This window comes from Streptomyces sp. NRRL S-646 (assembly GCF_000720765.1).
Classification (GTDB): domain Bacteria; phylum Actinomycetota; class Actinomycetes; order Streptomycetales; family Streptomycetaceae; genus Streptomyces.
In genome coordinates this window covers 354,502-376,238 of sequence record NZ_JODC01000006.1, presented here as the reverse complement: position 1 = coordinate 376,238, position 21,737 = coordinate 354,502, and the positions used below count along the sequence as shown (strand labels likewise).

Genomic DNA, 21,737 nt, shown 5'->3' with positions numbered 1-21,737 from the left:
CTGGAGACGTCAGCATAGGCGGCGAACTCAGCAGCGAGATCGTCATCCTCCACTACCGAAGCGTCAGTCACGCTCACCTCTAGTTGGGGAGAGCTCTGGATGGATGGGACCAGCCACGGAAAGCGCTCAGACAAGGTGATTGATGCTGTCCCCACCGGGGCCTGAACCGTGCCCTGCAAGTTGCTGTATGACGCGGTAGCGGTCATGTTGCACCTTCCTGGGCCTGGTCGAACGCGTTGGCAGCTGACTGGAGAACCGCAATCAACTCATCGAGACGCCCCCGAGTGAAGACGTACCTACCAAGGGGCCTCACGGTGAGCGTGCCTCCCGTGCTCTCCAGCTGTTGCTTTACGTCCGCTTCTGTGCCGAACAGGAGAGGAGGCTCAACGCTTCCCAACGTCAGGTAGACAGCTTCGGGCATACCGCTCTGAGTAGGCAAGCCCACAGTCACGGCGAACTGGTTGCACGGTTGGGCCGCGCCCTCGGGCTCTGCCCAGACGACGCGCAGTGTCGCGCTGTGGCGCTGCTGGAGGATGCTGGGGTCGGTCACATCTACAGTTTGCCACCACTCGCCTCGCCACAACCGGCGGCTGAGGCATCTGGATGGCGTCGCATCGGAAGTTAGACAACTATTGGCGAAGATGTCTGTTCTCCCACGGCAGGCGATCAGTGAGGGCGCTCCGCAGGTACTCACGCGGTCGGCGTAGCGACTTTGGCCGGGAGCTGCTTTGGCGCGAGTGATCATGGCCCCGTAAGCTTCCGGCGCGTCGGGCAGTCTGTTGACCTGCCCGTTAGAGCACGACGTTGGGGCCATGATCTTCGAGGCTCGCGCCAAAGTGGCTGGCTAAAGTCGCGGAGCCGACCGCCCCAGCCACAGTGAGTCTCTTCCCTCAGCCATGGTCGCGTCCGCCGTCCGGCCGCTGGCCTGGTGCGGGATCGGCGGGCCGTTCGAACGCCCGCGTATCTGGCAGAGTCGGTCCGCATGCCGCCGCCACCACGATCAGGCCTCTTTCGGTAACACAAAGCGTCTTTGACCTGCCCCGTTGGGGATCATCGTTGGCCCCCGTGCCCGTGTGGGTATTTGGCCGCTGCGTGCGGCGACGGGCGGGCGGCGGCGTGCGCCGGTGGCGGAGACATGGAGGCGGCGCGGCGGCGACCGACCGGCGCCGCCGCGCTTGGCGCGGCCCTCGGTTTTGATCCGACCTACTTCTGTAGGCAACCGGGTGGAAAGGGGTACGACGTGGCCCCGGATGAGGGGCGTTGGGGTCTAGCTGCGGTTGATCTTTTCCATCCCTGAGGCCGGATCATGGTGGCGGGGGTGTGCGGGCCAGAGTGGCCGTTGATGCGCTTGGGCGGACCCTGCGGCCCGAAGATCGACGAGCATCGTCGGCCGCCGGTCGAGCGAGCGCAGCGAGCCTTGATGAAGTAGGGAAACTCTGTCCGCGCCATGATCCGGAACGGCCGGTGCCAGGCTGTCGGCGACCTACCGTCTCGGCTACGGTGCCGTTATGCCCTCTGGACTGGACACACCCCAAGGTGCGGCCGAGCTGGCCGAGTCGTTGTTGCCCCCGCTCGGGAACCGCTGGCTGCACACACAGGCTGTGGCAGCACGAGCGCGCGAGGCTTCGGCGACTGTGTCCGAAGAGGACCGGGATCTACTTGTCGCCGCCGCCTGGCTGCACGACATCGGCTATGCCCCAGAGCTGCGAGACACCGGGTTCCATCCGCTCGATGGTGCGCGTTACCTGGAGACGCTCGGTGCGCCGTCACGGCTCGTTCGGTTGGTCGCCCACCACTCCGGCGCCGTGTATGAGGCTGAACAACGCGGGCTGACTGCCGAGCTGGCCGTGTACGAGCGGGAGGATTCCCCGGTCCTGGACGGGCTGATCTACGCCGACATGACGACCGGTCCCGCTGGGCAGTCGTTTGACTTCGACCGACGCATTGATGAGATCTTGGAGCGGTATGAGTCGGGCAGTGAAGTGCACACCGCAATCAGCAAGGCACGGCCATACCTTGGAGCCGCCGTCGAGCGGACACGAGCCCGCTTGACTGGTCAGCCGACGTAGGGCTCGGGCCGGTTTGCCAAGCCGTGATCAATCCGCATCCGCATGGACGGGTGGATGCTCAGTTCGTCCAGCCGGCTCGGGTGCACGAACGCCACCTCCTTGCTCTCGCTGCTTGTCCGTAGAACGCCGCCGATGATCTGTGCTCGGAAGCAGATCGAAAATTGTTGGCGTACCTCGCCGTCGTCGTACGCCAAGACGTGTGCAGGGTTGGTGTAGATGCCGACTAGGCCAGTCACCTTGACGTCGATCCCGGTCTCTTCCTTAGTCTCCCGTACGGCGGCGTCGGGTGCCGACTCGCCTAGGTCGACCCCGCCGCCGGGCAGTGCCCACAGGTTGTTGTCTGTCTTGTGGATCAGGAGGATTTCCCCGGCCTCGTTGAGCGCCACAGCGGTGACTGACGGCACGATGCTGTTCGCCTTCGGGGCTTTCGGATCGTTGAAGTAGTCGACTCGGGCCATGCCCCCCAGCGTCGCACGTCCGGCTGAGTCGGTGTCTACCTAGGCGGGCCGGCCGCGCTCCCAGGTGTAGTCGAAGCTGCGCATGTAGTGCCGGAACGTCCGGGCGCCGGGGATGTAGCGGAAGTGCAGGACCGGGTTCTGTCCGGCTGGCGCTCCGAGCACGTGAGGGTTCACCAGCACGTCATCGTCGAACCGGTAGATCGAGTTGTAGAGGATCGTGTCATGCAACCTGACTTCGACACCGGGCGTGGTCATCGCAGGTTCGAGGTAGCGCCGCGTGATCCGGGTCCGGGCGGCTAGATCTCCACCGATGCCTTCCTCCTCGCCTCGCTGCTGAACCATCGCTGAGTCGGGGTCACCGAGCAGGACGCGAACCTGAGCGCCGGCTTTCGCCTTCTCGGCCAACTGGTCGGACAGATCCGGGTGGTTGTCGAAGAGGAACAGGCCTGCGTACACGAGGATCTCGACCTGATCCTTCGCCTTCTCGATCAGCGACGACCACAGCGACGCTGGCACCGCGCCCCGGTGCGGGTAGTACGTGATCAGCTCTGAGGTGCTCGCTGTCTCGGCCTGCTTCTCCACTGAGGGCCAGAGGTAGATCTCATCGGCGCCAAGGAAAATCGCAGCCTTCCAGCGGTGCCCTCGGTGCGGCGTGCGGTTGGTCGTGATCCAGCGCTCGACGCTCTTCGGATCGACGCCGATGTGTTGTGCCACGGACTGGATGGTCTCGCCGCTCGCTGAAATCGCCGCGCGCAGACGCTCGTTCGCCATGACGTGACCTCTCCAGGACGTCTCAGGGACGTTTTGACGATAGCTCAGACGTCCCTAAACGTCCATACGGACCGTGATACGTCCAACACCGTTCGCGGTCTCCTGATCTCACCGACGAACTGTCGGTTCCAACTCTCCGCGAGATCAGGAGAACAGACCATGCAGCAGATCCCCGTGGACACCGCCGGCGCGACTCTGATGGTGGCGCAGCCGCCGCAGCCGAAGTACGTCAACCAGCAGACCCAGGAGCGAGCCGTAGACCGGCAGACCGGTGAGTTTCTGGTGACGCTGGACGTGCTGTTCGTGATGAACGGCAACGCCGAGGTCGTCAAGGTCACCGTGGGCGAATCGTCCATCTCCGGTGAGCTGGCGATGGGCACCCCGGTCGCCTTGACCGGTCTGGTGGCGCGGCCGTGGGAGAACGAGTTCAACGGCCAGAAGCGGCACGGCATCAGCTTCCGCGCGGTCGCGGTCACCGCCGTAGACGCCGGCGGCTCGAAGAACCTGAAGGCGGCCTGATCATGCGGTGGCTGCTGATCTCCGCCGTGGTGGTCGTGGTTGGGCTGGCGCTGCTGCTTCGGTGGCGCCGCCCCGCCTGGTACTGGATGACCTTCGGTGTCGTCTACGCCACCCTCAAGGTCCGCTTCCGCTACGCGTCCGTCATGGACGCCTGTGACCTCACCGTCCCTGCCTCCCGGTTCCGGCTGTGGCTGGCCCGGATCTTCAAGTGGGAGATCCCACGACAGCGGGTGCCCCGCCTGATGTGGATCAAGCCGACCCGGACGGGCCTGCGGCTGCGGATCCGGATGCAACCGGGACAGGACGCCTTCGACTACTCCGCGGCCGTCGACCGGCTGCGACACGCCTTCGGCGTCCACCAGGTCACCTCACGCGAGATCAAGCCCGGTGTCGTCGAGATCGCCACGACCGGCTACGACGTCCTCAAGCGGGTACAGATGCCGGCCCGGACCGACCGGAGCGAACTACGTATCCCGGTCGCGCTGTGCGAGGACGGCTCGGTGCATTACCGCGACTACAAGGAGGTACCGCACTCGGTCACCCTCGGCGCGGTCGGCTCCGGCAAGTCCGTGACACAGCGTCGTGTGATCAAGGAACTCGCCGCGCAGCGCGTCGCCCTGGTCGGCATCGACTGCAAGAACGGCGTGGAACTTGCCCCGCTGGCCCGCCGTTTCTCCGCCCTCGCGGACAACCCGGACGACGCTGCCGACCTGCTGGAAGCGTTGGTGGCGCGGATGGACGCGACGTATCAGGTGATCCGGCGGGAGCAGCGGATTAGCGCGGACACCCCGGACGGGGAGATCACCGCGAACATCTGGGGTCTGCCCGAGCATCTGAGGCCGGTGCCGGTGGTGCTGACCATCGACGAGATCGCCGAACTCGCCCTGTTCACCACCAGCGCGGAGAAGAAGCGGCGTGAACGCATCATCGTCGCCCTGGTCCGCCTCGCCCAGCTGGGCCGCGCCGCCGGCATCTTCCTCGACATCTACGGTCAGCGCTTCGGCTCCGAACTCGGCGACGGCATCACGATGTTGCGCGCTCAGCTCACGGGCCGGATGGCGCATCGGGTCAACGATGAGTCGTCGGCGAAGATGGCGTTCGGCGATGTGTCCCCGCATGCGGTCTTCGCTGCCACGCAGATCCGCAACGACCGGCCCGGTATGGCCGTGGTCGGCTACTCCAACGGCGACTGGACCCGCATTCGGGCCCCGCTCACATCGATGCGGGAAGCCGTGACCGCGTGCAACAGGCACGCCGAACTCGCCCCGCACATACCGGAGTTGTCGCGCTTCCGCCCGGTCCTCGACGCCGGCCCGGTCGAGGCGCCCGCGACGGCTGAGCCGTTCGCCGAAGCCGCCTGATCCCACCCCGCTCCACGGTCGGCGTGACCGCCTCGCGCCAGGTCCCTACCCGAGCCATGCCCGAAGGAGATCACCCGCCATGTGCCCGAACTGTGAGGACTTCGCCCGCACCGTCTTCATGCTCGGCCAACTCGCCCTCTACGCCGACACCTTCGGAGCTGATCAGGACTTCGTGGAGGCCGTGGGCCCGTGCCTGGCCGCATCCCTCCCCGAGCCGCCGCCCGGCACCTTCCCGCCCGGCTACGACCCCACCGACGGCCCCGACTACCCCGGCGAGGGGTGGACGCCGTGACCGCCCCGAAGAAGACCGCCGCCCGCCGCAAGACGGCCCCGGCCAAGCCCGAGCCCGCGAAGTGCCCGGACTGTGACGGCTACGGCGAGATCACCGAGGCCGTCAAGGTCGGCGCCCGCAAAGGACGCCTCACCGATCACCGGCAGACCGGTCTGTGCCTGACCTGCCTCGGCACCGGCGAAGCCCCCACCGACTGAACACCCGCCGGGACGGGCGACCGGACGCGCTCCCCGCCCGTCCCTGGCCCAACCCCCTCGAAGGAGGTGAAGAGCATGACTCGCACGATCCGCCCGGACGCCGTCCTCGTACAGGCCGTGATCGCCGGTGCCCTGTCCTTCGCCCACCTGCACGATCTTGCCCAAGCCGCCGGACAGACCGGCTGGAAAGCCTGGGCCTACCCGATCTCCGTCGACCTGCTGCTCGTGGCCGCGTGGCGCCGACTTCGTGTCGACGGACCGTCCCGACTGGCTTGGTGCTGGTTCCTGGTCGCCCTCGTCGCCTCGCTCGGCGCCAACATCGCCACGGCCGGTTTCCTCGACCTGGCCAACCCGCCCGCCCTGCTCCGCCTCGGCGTCGCCGGATGGCCCGCCCTCGCCTTCCTCGGCGGCACCCTCCTCGCCCACAGCCCCACACCCCGACCTGTGTCCGACGATCACGCCTCGGACGCCCCGGAGTCGGCCACGGTGACACGGGCCCCCGAGCCCGTCACCGAACCGGAGCCGATTCCTGGCCCCGAACCGGCGCAGGCGCTGCCCGAAGCGCCTGCCGCTCCCGCGGTCACGGCTCCGCCGGCGCTCGTGGCGCACGCCCGCCGGCTCGCGGACGACCACCAGGCACGCACCGGATCGCCGATCGACCTCGACACACTGCGCGCCCGCCTGGGTGTCCCGCCCGCCATGGCGGACGCTATCGCCGCCCAACTTGCCTGAATGAGAAAGGACTTGAACCATGGGCTTCCTCTTCCAGCGTCTCGTGCGCTACGGCCCCGTCGAGATCGGCCGCGCCCTGACCAAGAGCGGCGACAAGGGCTACATCGCCTCCTGTACCGCTGATCAGTGCGGCTGGTCGGCCGAATACACCACCTACGGCGCGGTCTGCATCGCGGCCAAGGGTCACCGCTGCCGGATCACGAGCAAGTACGAGAACCGGAAGGGCTGATCGCCGTGTCCGTGCCGCTGTGGTTCTTCGTCGCCTGCCTGGCCGTGCTCGGCGTCAAGTTCGTCCGCCCGCCCCTGTGGCTGGTCGTGGTCCTGCTGATCGGCGGCTACTTCCTCGCCCCGCTCTTCGAGCCGTTCGTCAAGTAACCATCCCTGGAAGGGAGTTCAGCTCATGTTCAGGCCCCACGTGCCCGTCAACGAGAAGCCCACGGGCGAGATCATCCCGACCATCACCACCCTCGGCACCGTCGTCCCGCACGAGTCCGGACACGCCCCGTGCGGCTGCCAGCACCACGCCCCGGCGCCCGTCGCGCCCGCCCCGTCTCGGTCGGCTGTTCAGGTCACGCCCGGTGCCCTGGTGGTGCTCGTGGTCGGCGGCACCGTCGTGGTCCTCACCGTCGGCGCCGTGCTGGTCTCCATGCTCCTCGCGGTCGCCATCACCGCCGGCGCGCTCGCCGTGGTCGCCCTGGTGGTCCGCTCGATCCTCGTCAGCGAGGCCAAGCAGCGCCGCTGACCGGCCCCGGAGCGGTCTCAACCGCCAAGTCTCGCCCGCTCCGGTGCCGTGCCTCCTGCCCGAACCCAACGATCCGGAAGGAACTCCCATCATGACGCAGTCCACCCGCCCGGCGCGCATCTGCCAGAGCTGCGACGGCTTCGCCTCCGTCAAGGTCACCCTCGGCGGACGCGACCGCCACGGCCACCTGCGCACCATCACCGCCCACTGCCCGGCCTGCCACGGCACCGGCACCCGCACCGTTCGCCGGCTGCACTCGGCCGAATGGGAGGTGGCCGCGTGATCGACTCCGCCACCCTGACGGCGGGTCTGGATGCGGCCACCCTCGGCGGCATGCTGCGGGTGGCCGCATCCCCCGGCTTCGACCGCTGGCAAGACCAGATCCGCCGTACCGGCGGCTGCTCCGACCCGATCCACCTCACCGGCTGGTCCATCACCAAGCACAAGGCAACCGGCGAGACCCTGCGCGCCTACACCACCGACACCGAACCCGGCGGCCGGCTGCGCATCGCCTGCGGCAACCGCCGCGCCTCCCGCTGCCCCTCCTGCGCCTGGACCTACGCCGGCGACACCTACCACCTCATCCGTGCCGGGCTCGTCGGCGACACCCGCCACGAGATCCCCGTCGCGATCCGGCACCGGCCCCGCGTGTTCGCCACCCTCACCGCCCCGTCCTTCGGCCCCGTCCACCACCGGCCCACCCACGGCGCCTGCCACTGCGGCGTCGCCCATCGCGAGGATGACCCGGCGCTCGGCACACCGCTCGATCCCGACGCCTACGACTACGCCGGGGCGGTGCTGTTCAACAACCACGCCGGGGAGCTGTGGCACCGCTTCGTCAACCGGCTGCGCCGCGAGATCGCCGCCCAGGTCGGCATCACCCAGAAGGCCTTCAAAGAGGTCGCCCGGCTCTCCTACGGCAAGGTCGCGGAATTCCAAAAGCGCGGTGCCATCCACTTCCACGCCGTGATCCGCCTCGACGGCCCCGACGGACCCGACACCCAACCGCCCTCCTGGGCCAGCACGGAACTACTCACCCGTGCCATTCATGACGCCGTCGCACACCCCTACGTCACCGCCGAGGTCCCCGCGCGCGAAGCCGCCGGCTTCCCCAACGGGTGGCGCCTGCGCTGGGGTCGACAGCTCGACGTCCGCCCGATCAAGGCGTTCGGCGACGACTCCGAGATCACCGAACAGGCCGTGGCCTCCTACGTCGCCAAGTACGCCACCAAAGCCGCCGAGAACACCGGAACCGTGGATCGGCGCATCGGCAACCGAGAAGCCGTCATCCTCCTCGGCCTGCCCGACCACCCCCGCCGCCTGATCGAAGCCTGCTTCGACCTCGATCCGGCCTACCCGGATCGCCGGCTGACCGCATGGGCCCACATGCTCGGCTTCCGCGGCCACTTCAGCTCCAAGTCCCGCCGCTACTCCACCACCCTCGGCGTACTGCGCCAGATCCGCGCCGACTACCGCGCCGCACAAGAACGCGAAGCCCTCGGCGTCGACGGCCACGAACCCGACACCGTGCTCGTCCTCGCCTCCTGGCAATACGCCGGCCACGGCCACACCCCCGGCGAATCTGCCCTCGCCGCATCCATCGCCCACGGCATCCAACTCAACCGCGACACCGCCCGCGACGCCCTGGTCAGCGAAGGGAGCACAACATGACGACCGCCGTCCGATCACGGACCATGCTCACCCTTGCTGAGGTCTGCGAGGAACTGAGCATCTCGCGTTCGACCTTCTACGACTGGCGTGCCAAGCGACGCGCACCCCGCTGCATCAAGCTCCCGAACGGTGACCTGAGGATCCGGCGGACCGACCTCGACAACTGGCTCGATGACCGGGAGGACGTCGCCTGATGGAGACGACGTACGACGTCAAGGTCTACAAGATCCTCACGTACAAGGGTGCTCGAAAGACCACGTACACGGTGCGCTGGGTGGTTGCTGGGAAGCGCTGGCGTGAACCCTTCGACACGGTTGCGCTCGCTGAGGGCTTCCGCTCTGAACTGATCCAAGCCACCGGCAAGGGCGAAGCGTTCGTCATCGCGACCGGGCTGCCGGTGTCTCATCGCTCCAAGTCGGCGGCAATGAGCTGGTACAAGTTCGCAGTTCAATACGTGGATGCCCGGTGGTCTCAACTTGGCGGCAACAGCCGAAAGAACACCGCCAAGACGCTCACGGCAACCACTCTCGCCCTGCTCCGCGCACAGCCCGCCCAGTTCCATCCCGTGGCCGTGCGGACAGCCCTGCGTGAGTGGGCGTTCAACGCCAACCGCCGATCGGAAGCACCACGGGACGTGGTGACCATCCTCCGATGGGTTGAGCGGAACTCCCTTCCCGTCTCGGCCTGGGAGGACCCCGAGAAGGTCGACGACGTCCTACAGGCCATCGACTCCCGGCTCGACGGCAAGCAGGCTGCGGCCTGGTCCCGCAAGCGGCATCGCCGCATCCTCAACGTCGTCATGAAGTACGCCATCCGGCGGCGCATCCTGCGGACCAACCCTCTCCCCAAGGGCAAGGAGGCGACGACCGCCACCAAGACGAGCAACGCCGTGGACAAGCGCAGCTTGATGAACCCTGACCAAGCGGCGGCCCTCCTCGACTGGATCCGTCGACGGCCCCGCGGCGGCAAGCGACTGCACGCCTTCTTCGCCACGCTGTACTACTGCGGACCACGCCCCGAAGAGGCCGTAGCCATGCGCGTGTGGGACGTGAGCCTGCCCGACGTCGACGCCGACGACCAATGGTGCGAGCTGATGATCCACACAGCGACTCCGGAAGTCGGCAAGCAGTGGACCGACACGGGAGAGATCCACGAGCAGCGCGATCTCAAGGGCCGCGCTGAAGGGGACACGCGCACGGTGCCTGGGCACCCCGCTCTGACTCGCATCCTGCGCCGGCACATCGAAGATGAAGAGCTCAAGCCGGGTGATCTTCTGTTCCAGGGCGAGAGCGGCGGCATCCTCGCGGGCTCCGTGATCCGCCGGGCCTGGCGCAGCGCTCGCCGGGCGGTCCTGGCTCCGCACGTCTTCGACTCGCCGACCGGGAAGCGTGTGTACGACAACCGGCACACCCGCCTGACCAAGTGGCTCAACGACGGGATCCCGCCCGCACAGGTGGCCGATTGGGCCGGAAACAGCGTGCCGGTGCTCCTTGCCACGTACGCCAGGTGCGTCGATGGGCAACTTCCTGACTTGAAGAAGCGCCTCGAAGCCGCCGGGGACCTCCCCGAGCTGCCCGACGCTGGGTGATCTTCGGCCAAGAACTTCGACACGTATTCGACACGGCGACCCGCAAAAACCCGGTGACAGCCGGACAGCCCCGGAGCCTTCCCTTGATCGCTGGGGGAGCGCCCGGGGCTTTGTCGTGCCTGAGGAAACCTGCTCTGAACAGCAAAAACGCCCTCCCGAAGGAGGGCGGAGACTGGGCGCCCCCGGCAGGACTCGAACCTGCGGCCAAGCGCTTAGAAGGCGCCTGCTCTATCCACTGAGCTACGGGGGCCGGGTGTGTGGCCGCTGTCGTGGGTGCCCGGGTGTGGGCCGATCCGTGACGTTGCCGGGGACAAGGATAGGGCTCCCGTGTCCTTGTCCCTGTTGCTTCGCCTCCGTGGCTCGATGTGGAGGTTCGGTGAAGCGGTCCTGATAATCGCAGGCAGGTACGAATCGTGCATCGCTTTTGGGCTCTCACGCACCGGGTGTTGTGCACTCGTTATGCCTGGACTGTGCCCGTGTCCCAGTCATCCCTTCCGTCCCTTGTGTCCTGTCGGCGCGCAGACATGCTCATATGCTTCAGAATTCCCCTAAAATCGGGCATTCTCCGCATGTGGTGACCTTGGACGTACGGCCTCAGCTGCTCGACGCACTCTCCGCCCTGCGCGACAGTGTCGCCGCCGCACGCTTCCCGCTGCCCCTGGCCGGGGCTCCACGCGCGCGTGCCAACCGCGACGAACTGCTCGCACAGCTGGACGACTACTTGGTGCCCCGGTTGCGGGAGCCCGAAGCGCCCCTGCTGGCCGTCGTGGGCGGATCGACAGGAGCCGGCAAGTCGACTCTCGTCAACTCCCTCGTGGGGCGGCGGGTCAGCGAGGCGGGCGTGCTGCGGCCGACCACGCGGACACCGGTGCTGGTGTGCCATCCGGAGGACCATCACTGGTTCAGCGGGATGAGGGTGCTGCCCGACCTCACCCGCGTCTGGGTGCCCCATCAGGACACCGGGGACGACCTGTTGCTCCCCGGAGAGGACCCCGCGCGCGTGCTGCGCGTCGAGACCGCCGACACGATGCCGCGCGGGCTCGCCCTCCTCGACGCCCCCGACATCGACTCCCTGATCGCCGACAACCGCGTCCTGGCCGCCGAACTCGTCTGCGCGGCCGACATCTGGGTCATGGTCACCACGGCCGCCCGCTACGCCGACGCCGTCCCCTGGCATCTGCTGCGCACCGCGAAGGAGTACGACGCCACCCTCGTGACGGTGCTCGACCGCGTGCCGCACCAGGTCGTCTCCGAGGTGTCCCGGCAGTACGGCGCACTGCTCACGAAGGCCGGACTCGGCGACGTACCGCGCTTCACCGTGCCCGAACTGCCCGAGTCCGCCTGGGGAAGCGGGCTGCTGCCGGCCACCGCCGTGGCGTCGCTGCGGACCTGGCTCGTGCACCTGGCGCAGGACCCGGCCGCCAGGCAGCAGGCCATGGCCCGTACCGCGCACGGCATGCTCGACTCCCTCAAGACCCGGCTGCCCGAACTGGCCAGTGCCGCCGCCGCCCAGTACGCGGCGGCCGTGCGGCTCACCAACGCCGTCGAAGGCGCGTACGACAGCGAGCACGCGCGCGTGCGAGGGCGGTTGCAGTCGGGCGCCGTACTCGCCGGAGACGCCCTCAAGAGGTGGCGCGCGTTCCCCCTGGACTGCTCCGCCGGAGAGCTCCTGGACGCGCTCATGGAGAGCCTGGCCACGCTCCTGCTGTGCGCCGTCACCGCCGCCGACGAGCGCATCCGGGAGGCCTGGCGGCGCGAACCCGCGGCGAGCGCCCCGGAGCTGACGGAACAGGAACCGTCCCTGGAGAGCGCCGAGGACCGCATCGGGATGGCGGTACGGCGATGGCGGCGCGAGCTTGAGGAGTACGCCGAGGAAGAGGTCCGCGACCTCGACCGCAACGTCGCCCCGGACCCCGAGGTCGTCGCCGTCCTCGTCACCACCGCGCTGCTGGGCGGCCGTCGGGCGCGTTCGGCCGGGGAAGGGCTCGCCGAGCGGATCGGCGCGCACGGGGCGCTGCGGCTGCGCGACCGGGGCGGGCGGCTGCTCACCGAGCACCTCGACCGGGTCATGAACACCGAACGCGAGCGCCGTCTTGCACCCCTCGACGCCCTCGAGATCCACCCCGAACCCCAGGCCGAACTCATCGCCGCGCTGTCCGTACTGCAGAAGGAGAGGTGACCGGTGACTGCCGTCACAGACGAGGACCACACGGGCCGGGCCGAGCACCCCGAAGAGAGCGCCAAGGGCCTGACCGGAGGGGACAGAGCTGCGAAGCAGGAGCCCGGCGAGCGGGAGACCGGCGTACGGGACAAAGGCGGCCACGCGCGCTTGGTGGACGGCGGCACCTCCCGTCGTACGGACTCCGCGAGCGCCTGGGACGACGGGCTGATCGCCCGGCGCGCGACCGAGGAGAACACCGGGTCCGAGCATGTCCCGGTGGTGGAGACACGGGCGCTCAGCGCCCAGCCGACGGTCCCGCTCACCTACGACCGCCCCCTACGGTCGCGGCTCGACGCGCTGCGGGAGCTCGTGGGGCTCTCCCGCACCCGGCTCGACGGCCAGACGCTCGCCGAGGCCGGACGGGTGCTCGACGAGTCGGCGGCACGGCGCAGGCTCTCCGGGCAGCACACCGTGGTCGCCATCGCGGGTGCGACGGGCAGCGGCAAGTCGCAGCTGTTCAACGCCCTGGCCGGGGTGCCCATTTCGGAGACCGGCGTCCGGCGGCCCACCACGGCGACCCCCATCGCGTGCAGTTGGAGCGACGGCGCGGCGAGCCTCATCGAGCGGCTCGGCATCCCGCCCCGGCTGCGGCGGCGCCCGCTGCAGAACCCCGAGACGGAGGCACAACTGCGCGGGCTGGTCCTGGTCGACCTGCCCGACCACGACTCGGCAGCCGTACAGCACCGCGAACAGGTGGACCGGGTCCTGGCCCTCGTCGACGCCGTCATCTGGGTCGTCGACCCCGAGAAGTACGCGGACGCCGTCCTCCACGAGCGCTATCTGCGACCCATGGCGGGGCACGCGGAGGTCATGTTCGTCGTCCTCAACCAGACCGACCGGCTGCCCGGCGAAGCCACCCACCAGGTCCTCGACGACCTGCGGCGGCTGCTCGACGAGGACGGGATCGCACTGGGCGAGTACGGCGATCCCGGTGCCACCGTGCTCGCGCTGTCCGCGCTCACCGGGGACGGCGTCGGTGAACTGCGCGAGGCGCTCGGGCAGTTTGTGGCGGAACGCGGCGCTCCGGCGCGGCGAATTTCGGCCGATCTCGACGCGGCCGCGGCGGAGCTGCGGCCCCTCTACGCGGCGCGGCGGCGGACCGGCCTGAGCGAGGAGGCGCGGGACGAGTTCTCCGCCCGGCTCGCGGACGCGGTGGGTGCCTCCGCCGCGGGCGAGGCGGCCGAGCGCGCCTGGCTGCGCAACGCCAACCGTGCCTGCGGAACGCCCTGGCTGCGGCTGTGGCGGTGGTACCGGGACCGGTCCGAACCGAGCACCGGGCGGGTGCCGTTGCCGACCCAGGCGGACGAGGAGGTCACGGCACGCCAGCGCGTCGAGCAGGCGGTACGGACGCTCGCGGACCGTGCCTCGACCGGGCTGCCCGCGCCCTGGGCCCAGGCGGTGCGCGAGGCGGCCGTACGCGGCGCCCACGGGCTGCCCGAGGCGCTCGACGAACTGGCGGTACGGGCGGGACTGCCGCCGGGCCGCCCACCGCGGCCGGGCTGGTGGCCGCTGGCCGTCATGGCCCAGGTCTCCATGACGCTCCTTCAAGTCGCGGGCGGACTGTGGCTGCTGGGGCAGATCGTCGGATTCATGGCGCCGAACCTGGGGGTGCCGGTGCTGCTGATGGCGGCCGGCATCATCGGCGGCCCGATCGTCGAGTGGAGCTGCCGGATGGCGGCGCGCGGACCGGCCCGCCGCTACGGCACCGACGCGGAACGGCGATTGCGGGAGGCGGCCGCCGGGTGCGGGCGGGCCCGGGTGCTGGACCCGGTGGCGTCAGAGCTGCTGCGCTACCGGGAGGTGCGGGAGCAGTACGGGCGGGTGACGGGGGTGGGGAACGGGCCCCGGTGACACCCGGACGGGGCGGTGGGCTCCGGAGGGTGACGGTGAGCTTTTCTGCAGATGATCACTCGTCGGGGTCCTCCTGGGCTCACTCGTCCGGGTGATGGAGTTATCCACAGGTGGGGGACGGTCCACAGGGCTCGGCGGGCTCGGCCCGACGGAGGCAGTCTGGCGGTGCGGCGATCGCGAGGGACGCGGTCGCTGCGGCAGACGCAGCCGTACGGGACGGGCCCGTAGGCATGTCCGCCCGGCCCCGGCGGCCGGGCGAAAGAGGGGGTCGTGATGAACGAGACGATCATCTGCGCCGTGGGGAACGTGGCGACGAAGCCGGTGTTCCGGGACCTGGCTTCGGGGCCGTCGGCGCGCTTCCGGCTCGCGGTGACCACGCGCTATCTGGACCGCGAGAAGAACGAGTGGACCGACGGCCACACCAACTTCTTCACGGTGTGGGCCAGGCGGCAACTGGCCACGAACGTGACGGCCTCGCTCGACGTGGGCGATCCCGTCATCGTGCAGGGCAGGCTCAAGGTGCGGACGGACGTACGCGAGGGGCAGAACTGGGCTTCGGCGGACCTCGATGCGGTGGCGATCGGCCATGACCTCACGCGGGGGACCTCGGCCTTCCGGCGGCCGGGCAGGCCGGAACCGGAGGTGAGCGATGCCACGCCCCAGCAGCCCGAGCCCAACTGGGAGACCCCGCCCGGCGGTTCAGGGATCGACTCGGCCCAACGGGAGCCGGAGCCCGCTGCAGTGACGTGATGTCAGGCGGTGCCCCGAGCTGACCGTACTGCGGCTTATCGACGAATGCGTTCCGAAGGGTCCGGTGGATTTGTCGATAAGCCCTGCTCATAGGCCGTCTTGGCGATAACGATTCCGAGTCGGATCGCTTGTCCGACGGTATGACCGGCAAGCGTGGTGCGCCGCGTCCATAGGATGCCCGGCGTAGCTCCAGGGGCTTCTGATTCTGCTGGTGGGACCACACCCCCCATGTCAATGGGTCCTGCTCGAAGGGGAATTTGGTGTTTTCTTCTGTCTCTGCGCCGTCCGTGCGCAGGCGAGGGGCCGTGCGTCTCGCCGCCGCGACACTGGTGTCCGGTCTTGTGGCCGTCGGGGTCCTCACCGGAGCCGGTACGGCCGCCGCGGAGGAGACGACACAGAGCCAGGGCGGGGCGACCGCCACCATGGGCGGCCTCAAGACGTACGGCACCGCCGTGATCCACGAGGACACCGGGGACCAGCAGGTCTCGGCGGGCCTGTTCGAGATGTCCGTCGACGGCGGCGGCACCCTGCAGACGTACTGCGTCGACATCCACAACCCCACCCAGCGGGACGCCAGGTACCACGAGACCGCCTGGAGCGGCACCTCGCTGGGCGCCAACAAGAACGCCGGCAGGATCCGCTGGATCCTGCAGAACTCCTACCCGCAGGTCAACGACCTCGCGACGCTCGCGGCGAAGGCGGGGGTCAAGGGCGGCCTGACCGAGCAGGACGCGGCGGCCGGCACCCAGGTGGCCATCTGGCGGTACTCGGACCACGCCGACGTCGACGCCGTCGACCCGCAGGCCGAGAAGCTCGCGGACTACCTGGAGAAGAGCGCGGTCGGAGTGGCGGAGCCCCAGGCGTCGCTGACGCTGGACCCGCCCGCGGTCTCCGGCCACCCCGGAGAGCTGCTCGGCCCGGTGACCGTGCACACCAACGCGGCCGGCGTGACCGTGACGCCGCCGGCGGACGCGGCGACCAGCGGTGTACGGATCGTCGGCAAGGACGGCAAGCCGCTCACCTCCGCGGTCGACGGCAGGCAGATCTTCTTCGACGTGCCCGAGCACGCCGCCGCCGGCTCGGCCGAGCTCACCGTGCAGGCCTCGACCACCGTGCCCGTGGGCCGCGCCTTCGCCTCCGACACCCGCAGCCAGACTCAGATCCTGGCCGGCTCCAGCGAGTCGACGGTCTCGGCGACGGCCGGCGCGACCTGGGCGAAGAAGGGCGCCATACCGGCCCTGTCCGCGGCGAGGAACTGCGCCAAGGGAGGTGTGGACCTCACCGCTGCCAACCAGGGCGACGAGGCGTTCACCTTCGAGCTGATGGGGATCGAGCACAGCATCCCGGCAGGCGAGTCCCGAACCGTGACGATCCCCCTGCAGGAAGACCAGCCCTACGACTTCACGATCACGGGACCGGCCGGCCTCCAGAAGCGCTTCACCGGCATCCTCGACTGCAGGACACAGGCCTCCCGCAGCGGCAACGCGACCCAGATCCTCAGCGAGCCGAGCCCCGCGACGGTGGGCGGCACGGCGGACGACACCAACCTCGCCGCAACCGGCGGCTCCGGCACGACCCCGTTGATCGCGGGCATCGCCATCGCCCTCGTCGTGATCGGCGGCGCGGCCCTGGTCCTCGTAGGAAAGAAGGACGCACCGACCCAGGACTGAGCCCTCGGAGGAAGCCTCGGTACCGATGGGAAGGGACGCCTCCCCAACACACGCTCCTCCAGGACGCGTTCGGCCGCATGCGTGGAGTCCTGCGAGATCGGCGGGCAGGATGGACTCATGACGAAGCCATCCGTATCGCCGGCGCCGCACGCCTTCTCGGGCTCGGTGCTGTCCCTGTGGTCACAGGACTCGGTGCTGTCGATCGGCTCGGTGGGGTCGGTGCTGTCCGTCGGGTCCGTCGGGTCGGCCCTGTCCGTCGCCTCGATCGGGAGCGCGCTCTCCGTCGGATCGATCGGCTCGGCGTTGTCGCTGATCTCGGCCGGATCGTGGCTGAGCACAGGGTCGGTGCTGTCCGCGCAGTCCCGGTGGTCGGTCCTGTCCTGGCGTTCCTCCCGTGCGTTCCGGTCGGCCGGTGTGGTGGGCGTGGCAGCCGTAGCTGCCCTGCTGCTGGCTCAACGGCCACCGAGGGTGAACGGCTACCACTGACAGTGACCATGGCGCCGAGGGGGTAAATCTGCGAGAAGATCTCGGTCAGCGTCATCCACCGGCGGCGGACACCGACCCGAGAAGGGCCGATCTCGTGATCATCTTTGGCACCAGGGGATACCTGTACCAGCTCGCGATACTCACGCTGGTGTGCGGAGGCTGCGGCAACCCTGCCGCGCACACGCTCAGGAAGCGCGTCACGAAATTCACGCTTTTCTTCGTGCCCCTGTTCCCCGTCTCGACGAGGTACACGACGCAGTGCACCTTCTGCGGCACCGAACAGAAGGTGACCAAGGAACAGGCCGAACAGCTCCAGACACAAGCCGCAGGCGCTCCCGGCGGTCAGCCCTACGGCCGGCCGCAGCAGCCCCACCAGCACCCCGGAGCCTGAGCGACCGTCGACCCCGACAGCGAAACCCCAGGTCACAGACGCCCGGCCATATGGGTTACCACCCAAGGCTGGACCTCAGGCAAGATGGGTTGTATCTGCCCACTGCCAGATTTCAAGCTGCCGGACGGTTTCTCTTGGCTGAGTACATCTACACCATGCGCAAGACGCGCAAGGCAATCGGCGACAAGGTCATCCTTGACGACGTTTCGCTGAACTTCCTGCCCGGCGCGAAGATCGGTGTGGTCGGCCCGAACGGAGCCGGTAAGTCGACCATTCTGAAGATCATGGCGGGGCTGGAGCAGCCGTCGAACGGTGACGCGTTCCTTTCGCCGGGCTACACCGTGGGCATCCTGCTCCAGGAGCCGCCGCTCAGCGAGGACAAGACCGTCCTGGAGAACGTCCAGGAGGGCGTCGCCGAGGTCAAGGGCAAGCTCGACCGGTTCAACGAGATCGCCGAGCTGATGGCCACCGACTACTCCGACGCGCTGCTCGACGAGATGGGCAAGCTCCAGGAGGAGCTCGACCACGCCAACGCCTGGGACCTCGACGCCCAGCTCGAGCAGGCCATGGATGCTCTCGGCTGCCCCCCCGGCGACTGGCCCGTCACCAACCTTTCCGGTGGTGAGAGGCGCCGCGTCGCGCTGTGCAAGCTGCTGCTGGAGGCCCCCGACCTGCTGCTGCTCGACGAGCCCACCAACCACCTCGACGCCGAGTCGGTGAACTGGCTGGAGCAGCACCTCGCCAAGTACGACGGCACCATCGTCGCCGTGACCCACGACCGGTACTTCCTGGACAACGTGGCCGGCTGGATCTGCGAGGTCGACCGCGGCCGGCTGCACGGCTACGAGGGCAACTACTCCAAGTACCTGGAGACCAAGCAGACCCGTCTCAAGGTCGAGGGGCAGAAGGACGCCAAGCGCGCCAAGCGGCTCAAGGAAGAGCTGGAGTGGGTGCGGTCGAACGCCAAGGGGCGGCAGGCCAAGTCCAAGGCCCGTCTCGCGCGCTACGAGGAGATGGCGGCCGAGGCCGACAAGATGCGGAAGCTGGACTTCGAGGAGATCCAGATCCCGCCGGGCCCGCGGCTCGGCAGCATCGTCGTCGAGGTCACCAACCTCAGCAAGGGCTTCGGCGACAAGGTCCTGATCGACGACCTCAGCTTCACACTGCCGCGCAACGGCATCGTCGGTGTCATCGGCCCGAACGGCGCCGGCAAGACCACGCTCTTCAAGATGATCCAGGGTCTGGAGACCCCGGACTCCGGCTCCATCAAGGTCGGCGAGACCGTCAAGATCTCGTACGTCGACCAGAGCCGCGAGAACATCGACCCGAAGAAGACCCTCTGGGCCGTGGTCAGCGATGAGCTCGACTACATCAATGTCGGGCAGGTCGAGATGCCGTCGCGTGCGTACGTGTCGGCCTTCGGCTTCAAGGGCCCCGACCAGCAGAAGCCCGCCGGCGTCCTCTCCGGTGGTGAGCGCAACCGCCTCAACCTGGCGCTCACCCTCAAGCAGGGCGGCAACCTGCTGCTCCTCGACGAGCCGACCAACGACCTCGACGTCGAGACCCTCGGCTCGCTGGAGAACGCACTGCTCGAGTTCCCGGGCGCGGCCGTGGTCGTCTCCCACGACCGGTGGTTCCTGGACCGAGTCGCCACGCACATCCTCGCCTACGAGGGTGACTCCAAGTGGTTCTGGTTCGAGGGCAACTTCGAGTCGTACGAGAAGAACAAGATCGAGCGGCTCGGACCGGACGCCGCGCGTCCGCACCGCGCCACCTACAAGAAGCTGACCCGGGGCTGATCGATCTTGCGTCACATCTACCGCTGTCCCCTGCGCTGGTCGGACATGGATGCGTACGGCCATGTCAACAACGCGATCTTCCTCCGCTACCTGGAGGAGGCCCGCATCGACTTCCTGTCCCTGCGGGGCAAGGAGTCCAGGCAGGGGTCCGTGGTGGCGCGCCATGAGATCGACTACAAGCGGCAGCTCGTGCACCGGCCCGACCCGGTGGACATCGAGCTGTGGGTCACCGAGATCAGGGCCGCGTCCTTCACCGTCACCTACGAGGTGAAGGACGAGGACCTGGTCTATGTACGGGCCTTGACCGTCGTCGTGCCGTTCGACTTCGAGACACAGCGGCCGCGCCGGATCACCTCGGAGGAGCGGGAGTTCCTCGAGGGGTTCCGGGACGACGCCGAGGAGGAGGCCGTCGCAGCATGACGGTGCTCCACCTTGCCGACGAGGGGGAGGCGGCGGACTTCGCGGCCTTCCTCTCGCGGCTGCTCCACTACGACCGCGGCGCCGCGGTACGCCTCCAGGCCGCCGGGACCGCGCTCGCCGTCTTCGGCCGACCGCCGTCCTTCGAGGTGCTCGCGATCCGCGCGGTGCGGCTCGCGAAGCCGTACGAGAAGGGGCTCGACGTCACGCTCGACGTGACCGTGTCCGCCGGTGAACTTCTGGAGACGGTGGACGAGTCGGCTGCGACGGCCGGCGTTCCGGCGGCGGTCACCGGGCCGCCCTGGGCGGGCGTCCTCCCGCCGCGCGGCGGCTGGCGGCCCGAGCCCGGGCTGCCCGCGCCCGATGCCCTGCGGGCCATGGTCGGCGCGGCGGTCGCCGAATTCCGGTCCCGTACGGGGGAGTTGGCGCCCGAGCTGCGTACCCGAGCCGAGCTCGACCGCATCGGACGGGAGATCTGGTCGCGGACGGTCGGCGACACAGACCTCCCGGTACGGGCCGCGCACGCGGCACAGTCGCTCGGGTTCCTCCGCTCCACGCAGGGCGCCGGGGACCTGGCGCTGGTCTCGTCGGGCGCCTGGCTGCGGCTGCGCACACCGTACGGATCGATTGCCGTCCGGCGTGCGGGACTTGGGGCGCTGGACGTCAGCGTCCGGTAGTCATCAGGACAGGTCCGCCGTGGACCGTTCGGTTGCGGCACGTGATCAGTCGCTGTCGTCCGGTCGTACGGCGATGTGGTCCGGCTCCAGTTCCAGGGCCACGCGGTCGCGCATGCCCAGGGCCTCGGTGTACTCGGCGGGGAGCTGGAGGCGGCCGGCGCGGTCGAGCATCGCGTACTCGCGGGCGACCACCGTTTCGTGGCCGGTGGTCGCGTCGACCTCGCTGCGGCGCAGGACTTCGGTGGAGGTGCGGCCGTCGCGGATGGCGACCGTGCGGCGGACCTCGCCGGCGACCGCCTGGTCGTGGGTGACGATGACGATGGTGGTGCCCAGGTGCTCGTTCGCGGTGCGGAAGGCGGCGAAGACCTGTTCCGCCGTGTGGGAGTCGAGTTCGCCGGTGGGTTCGTCGGCGAGCAGGACCGCGGGCTTGTTGGCGAGGGCCACGGCGATGGCGACGCGTTGCTGCTGGCCGCCGGACATCTGGTGGGGGCGGCGGTCGCGGCAGTCGGCGACGTCCAGCAACTCCATGAGTTCCAGGGCGCGTTCGGTGTGCAGGCGGCGCTCTTTCCGGGCGCTCGTGAGCTGCATCGGAAGGGCGATGTTCTGTGCCGCGGTGAGGTAGGGGAGGAGGTTGCGGGAGGTCTGCTGCCAGACGAAGCCGACGGTGGTGCGGCGGTAGGTCAGGCGGTCCTTCGCCGTCATCGTGAGGAGGTTGTGGCCGGCCACGCGGGCCGTGCCGGCGGTCGGGGTGTCGAGGCCCGCGAGGATGTTCATGAGGGTGGATTTGCCGCTGCCCGATGCGCCTACGAGGGCCATGAGTTCGCCCTCGTGGACGAGGAGGTCCAGGCCTTGGAGGGCCTGGACCTCTGTGCCGTCCGTGGTGAAGATGCGGACGAGGCGGTCGCAGGTGATGAGGGCGTCGTGGCCGTAGCTGGGGCGGTTGCGTTGTGCGGCGGCGCGGTTTGCCAGGTCGGTGAGGGTGGGATTTGCCGGGGGCATCGGGGTCTCCTGGGCATCGGCTCGGTGGACAGTGGCCCGGGGTGGGGGTTGCTGTGGGGGTGGGTGCGCTCGCCGG

The 21,737-nt window shown here is 69.1% G+C and carries 26 protein-coding genes and 1 tRNA gene; 22 read left to right on the top strand and 5 right to left on the bottom strand.

The genetic code is table 11. The features are described 5' to 3' along the window. Positions 1-202: 202 nt before the first annotated feature. The gene (locus tag IH68_RS0115220) at positions 203-550 is read right to left on the bottom strand and encodes a hypothetical protein (protein ID WP_030934694.1); all 348 of its coding nucleotides are present in this window, start codon (positions 548-550) and stop codon (positions 203-205) included. A gap of 958 nt (positions 551-1,508) precedes the next feature. On the opposite strand from IH68_RS0115220, the gene IH68_RS0115215 reads away from it, so the two are divergent. Continuing rightward, positions 1,509-2,069, top strand: a complete 561-nt coding sequence (locus IH68_RS0115215; RefSeq protein WP_030934691.1) for an HD domain-containing protein — start codon at positions 1,509-1,511, stop codon at positions 2,067-2,069. On the opposite strand, the gene IH68_RS0115210 is transcribed toward IH68_RS0115215, so the two are convergent. Together IH68_RS0115210 and IH68_RS0115205 are read right to left on the bottom strand one after the other, a co-directional pair. Then, entirely contained in the window at positions 2,057-2,527 is a 471-nt protein-coding gene (locus IH68_RS0115210; protein WP_030934688.1) for an NUDIX hydrolase, read from the bottom strand. The genes IH68_RS0115215 and IH68_RS0115210 overlap by 13 nt on opposite strands. Positions 2,528-2,566: 39 nt before the next feature. Further along, positions 2,567-3,298, bottom strand: coding sequence for an XRE family transcriptional regulator (locus IH68_RS0115205; protein ID WP_030934685.1), 732 nt, complete (start codon positions 3,296-3,298; stop codon positions 2,567-2,569). Between the two features lie 159 nt (positions 3,299-3,457). Here IH68_RS0115205 and IH68_RS0115200 point away from each other — a divergent pair, with 159 nt between their 5' ends. From IH68_RS0115200 to IH68_RS0115145, 12 genes are all read left to right on the top strand, one after another. After that, entirely contained in the window at positions 3,458-3,817 is a 360-nt protein-coding gene (locus IH68_RS0115200; RefSeq protein WP_030934682.1) for a hypothetical protein, read from the top strand. Between the two features lie 2 nt (positions 3,818-3,819). Beyond that, complete coding sequence (locus IH68_RS0115195; RefSeq protein WP_030934680.1) at positions 3,820-5,178, top strand: FtsK/SpoIIIE domain-containing protein; 1,359 nt, start codon at positions 3,820-3,822, stop codon at positions 5,176-5,178. Between the two features lie 79 nt (positions 5,179-5,257). After that, complete coding sequence (locus tag IH68_RS0115190; protein ID WP_030934678.1) at positions 5,258-5,470, top strand: hypothetical protein; 213 nt, start codon at positions 5,258-5,260, stop codon at positions 5,468-5,470. Further along, positions 5,467-5,667: a hypothetical protein gene (locus IH68_RS0115185; RefSeq protein WP_030934676.1), complete on the top strand. Its 201-nt coding sequence runs from the start codon at positions 5,467-5,469 to the stop codon at positions 5,665-5,667. The genes IH68_RS0115190 and IH68_RS0115185 overlap by 4 nt, the downstream gene beginning before the upstream one ends. Before the next feature lie 75 nt (positions 5,668-5,742). Continuing rightward, the gene (locus IH68_RS0115180; protein WP_030934674.1) at positions 5,743-6,399 is read left to right on the top strand and encodes a DUF2637 domain-containing protein; all 657 of its coding nucleotides are present in this window, start codon (positions 5,743-5,745) and stop codon (positions 6,397-6,399) included. A gap of 19 nt (positions 6,400-6,418) precedes the next feature. Further along, complete coding sequence (locus IH68_RS0115175; RefSeq protein ID WP_030934672.1) at positions 6,419-6,628, top strand: mobile element transfer protein; 210 nt, start codon at positions 6,419-6,421, stop codon at positions 6,626-6,628. 5 nt (positions 6,629-6,633) lie between these two features. Beyond that, positions 6,634-6,774 carry a hypothetical protein gene (locus IH68_RS57090; RefSeq protein WP_199931880.1) on the top strand — a complete coding sequence of 47 codons (141 nt, stop codon included), beginning with the start codon at positions 6,634-6,636 and terminating at the stop codon, positions 6,772-6,774. A 25-nt stretch (positions 6,775-6,799) separates the two neighbouring features. Continuing rightward, a complete protein-coding gene (locus tag IH68_RS0115165; protein WP_030934670.1) occupies positions 6,800-7,141 on the top strand; it encodes a hypothetical protein in 342 nt (113 codons plus the stop codon). Between the two features lie 91 nt (positions 7,142-7,232). Further along, positions 7,233-7,424 (top strand): hypothetical protein, encoded by a 192-nt coding sequence (locus tag IH68_RS0115160; RefSeq protein ID WP_030934668.1) that lies wholly within the window; start codon positions 7,233-7,235, stop codon positions 7,422-7,424. Next, complete coding sequence (gene repSA / locus IH68_RS0115155) at positions 7,421-8,812, top strand: replication initiator protein RepSA (RefSeq protein ID WP_030934665.1); 1,392 nt, start codon at positions 7,421-7,423, stop codon at positions 8,810-8,812. The genes IH68_RS0115160 and repSA overlap by 4 nt, the downstream gene beginning before the upstream one ends. Continuing rightward, entirely contained in the window at positions 8,809-9,006 is a 198-nt protein-coding gene (locus IH68_RS0115150) for a helix-turn-helix transcriptional regulator (RefSeq protein ID WP_030934662.1), read from the top strand. The genes repSA and IH68_RS0115150 overlap by 4 nt, the downstream gene beginning before the upstream one ends. Continuing rightward, on the top strand, positions 9,006-10,400 hold the full coding sequence (locus IH68_RS0115145) for a tyrosine-type recombinase/integrase (RefSeq protein WP_030934659.1): 1,395 nt from the start codon (positions 9,006-9,008) through the stop codon (positions 10,398-10,400). The genes IH68_RS0115150 and IH68_RS0115145 overlap by 1 nt, the downstream gene beginning before the upstream one ends. Before the next feature lie 177 nt (positions 10,401-10,577). On the opposite strand, the gene IH68_RS0115140 is transcribed toward IH68_RS0115145, so the two are convergent. Continuing rightward, positions 10,578-10,650: transfer RNA gene (locus IH68_RS0115140), tRNA-Arg, on the bottom strand. 321 nt (positions 10,651-10,971) lie between these two features. On the opposite strand from IH68_RS0115140, the gene IH68_RS0115135 reads away from it, so the two are divergent. The 9 genes from IH68_RS0115135 to IH68_RS0115095 all read left to right on the top strand — a co-directional run bounded on the left by IH68_RS0115135 (position 10,972) and on the right by IH68_RS0115095 (position 20,662). After that, positions 10,972-12,579, top strand: coding sequence for a dynamin family protein (locus tag IH68_RS0115135; protein WP_030934656.1), 1,608 nt, complete (start codon positions 10,972-10,974; stop codon positions 12,577-12,579). 3 nt (positions 12,580-12,582) lie between these two features. After that, the gene (locus IH68_RS0115130; protein WP_030934653.1) at positions 12,583-14,472 is read left to right on the top strand and encodes a YfjP family GTPase; all 1,890 of its coding nucleotides are present in this window, start codon (positions 12,583-12,585) and stop codon (positions 14,470-14,472) included. A 273-nt stretch (positions 14,473-14,745) separates the two neighbouring features. Then, positions 14,746-15,222, top strand: a complete 477-nt coding sequence (locus tag IH68_RS0115125) for a single-stranded DNA-binding protein (protein WP_030934650.1) — start codon at positions 14,746-14,748, stop codon at positions 15,220-15,222. A gap of 260 nt (positions 15,223-15,482) precedes the next feature. After that, positions 15,483-16,892: a Cys-Gln thioester bond-forming surface protein gene (locus IH68_RS0115120; protein WP_078912459.1), complete on the top strand. Its 1,410-nt coding sequence runs from the start codon at positions 15,483-15,485 to the stop codon at positions 16,890-16,892. Between the two features lie 117 nt (positions 16,893-17,009). Then, entirely contained in the window at positions 17,010-17,378 is a 369-nt protein-coding gene (locus IH68_RS0115115) for a hypothetical protein (protein WP_030934644.1), read from the top strand. Between the two features lie 94 nt (positions 17,379-17,472). Next, entirely contained in the window at positions 17,473-17,769 is a 297-nt protein-coding gene (locus IH68_RS0115110) for a zinc-ribbon domain-containing protein (protein ID WP_030934641.1), read from the top strand. 134 nt (positions 17,770-17,903) lie between these two features. Then, positions 17,904-19,568 carry an energy-dependent translational throttle protein EttA gene (ettA, locus tag IH68_RS0115105; protein ID WP_030934638.1) on the top strand — a complete coding sequence of 555 codons (1,665 nt, stop codon included), beginning with the start codon at positions 17,904-17,906 and terminating at the stop codon, positions 19,566-19,568. Positions 19,569-19,574: 6 nt separating this feature from the next. Then, on the top strand, positions 19,575-19,988 hold the full coding sequence (locus tag IH68_RS0115100) for an acyl-CoA thioesterase (RefSeq protein ID WP_030934635.1): 414 nt from the start codon (positions 19,575-19,577) through the stop codon (positions 19,986-19,988). After that, positions 19,985-20,662, top strand: coding sequence for a hypothetical protein (locus IH68_RS0115095; RefSeq protein ID WP_030934632.1), 678 nt, complete (start codon positions 19,985-19,987; stop codon positions 20,660-20,662). Before IH68_RS0115100 ends, IH68_RS0115095 begins: the two co-directional genes overlap by 4 nt. A gap of 45 nt (positions 20,663-20,707) precedes the next feature. Here the strand turns inward: IH68_RS0115095 and IH68_RS0115090 are convergent, their stop codons facing one another. Then, positions 20,708-21,661, bottom strand: a complete 954-nt coding sequence (locus tag IH68_RS0115090; RefSeq protein WP_030934629.1) for an ATP-binding cassette domain-containing protein — start codon at positions 21,659-21,661, stop codon at positions 20,708-20,710. Positions 21,662-21,737: the final 76 nt, after the last annotated feature.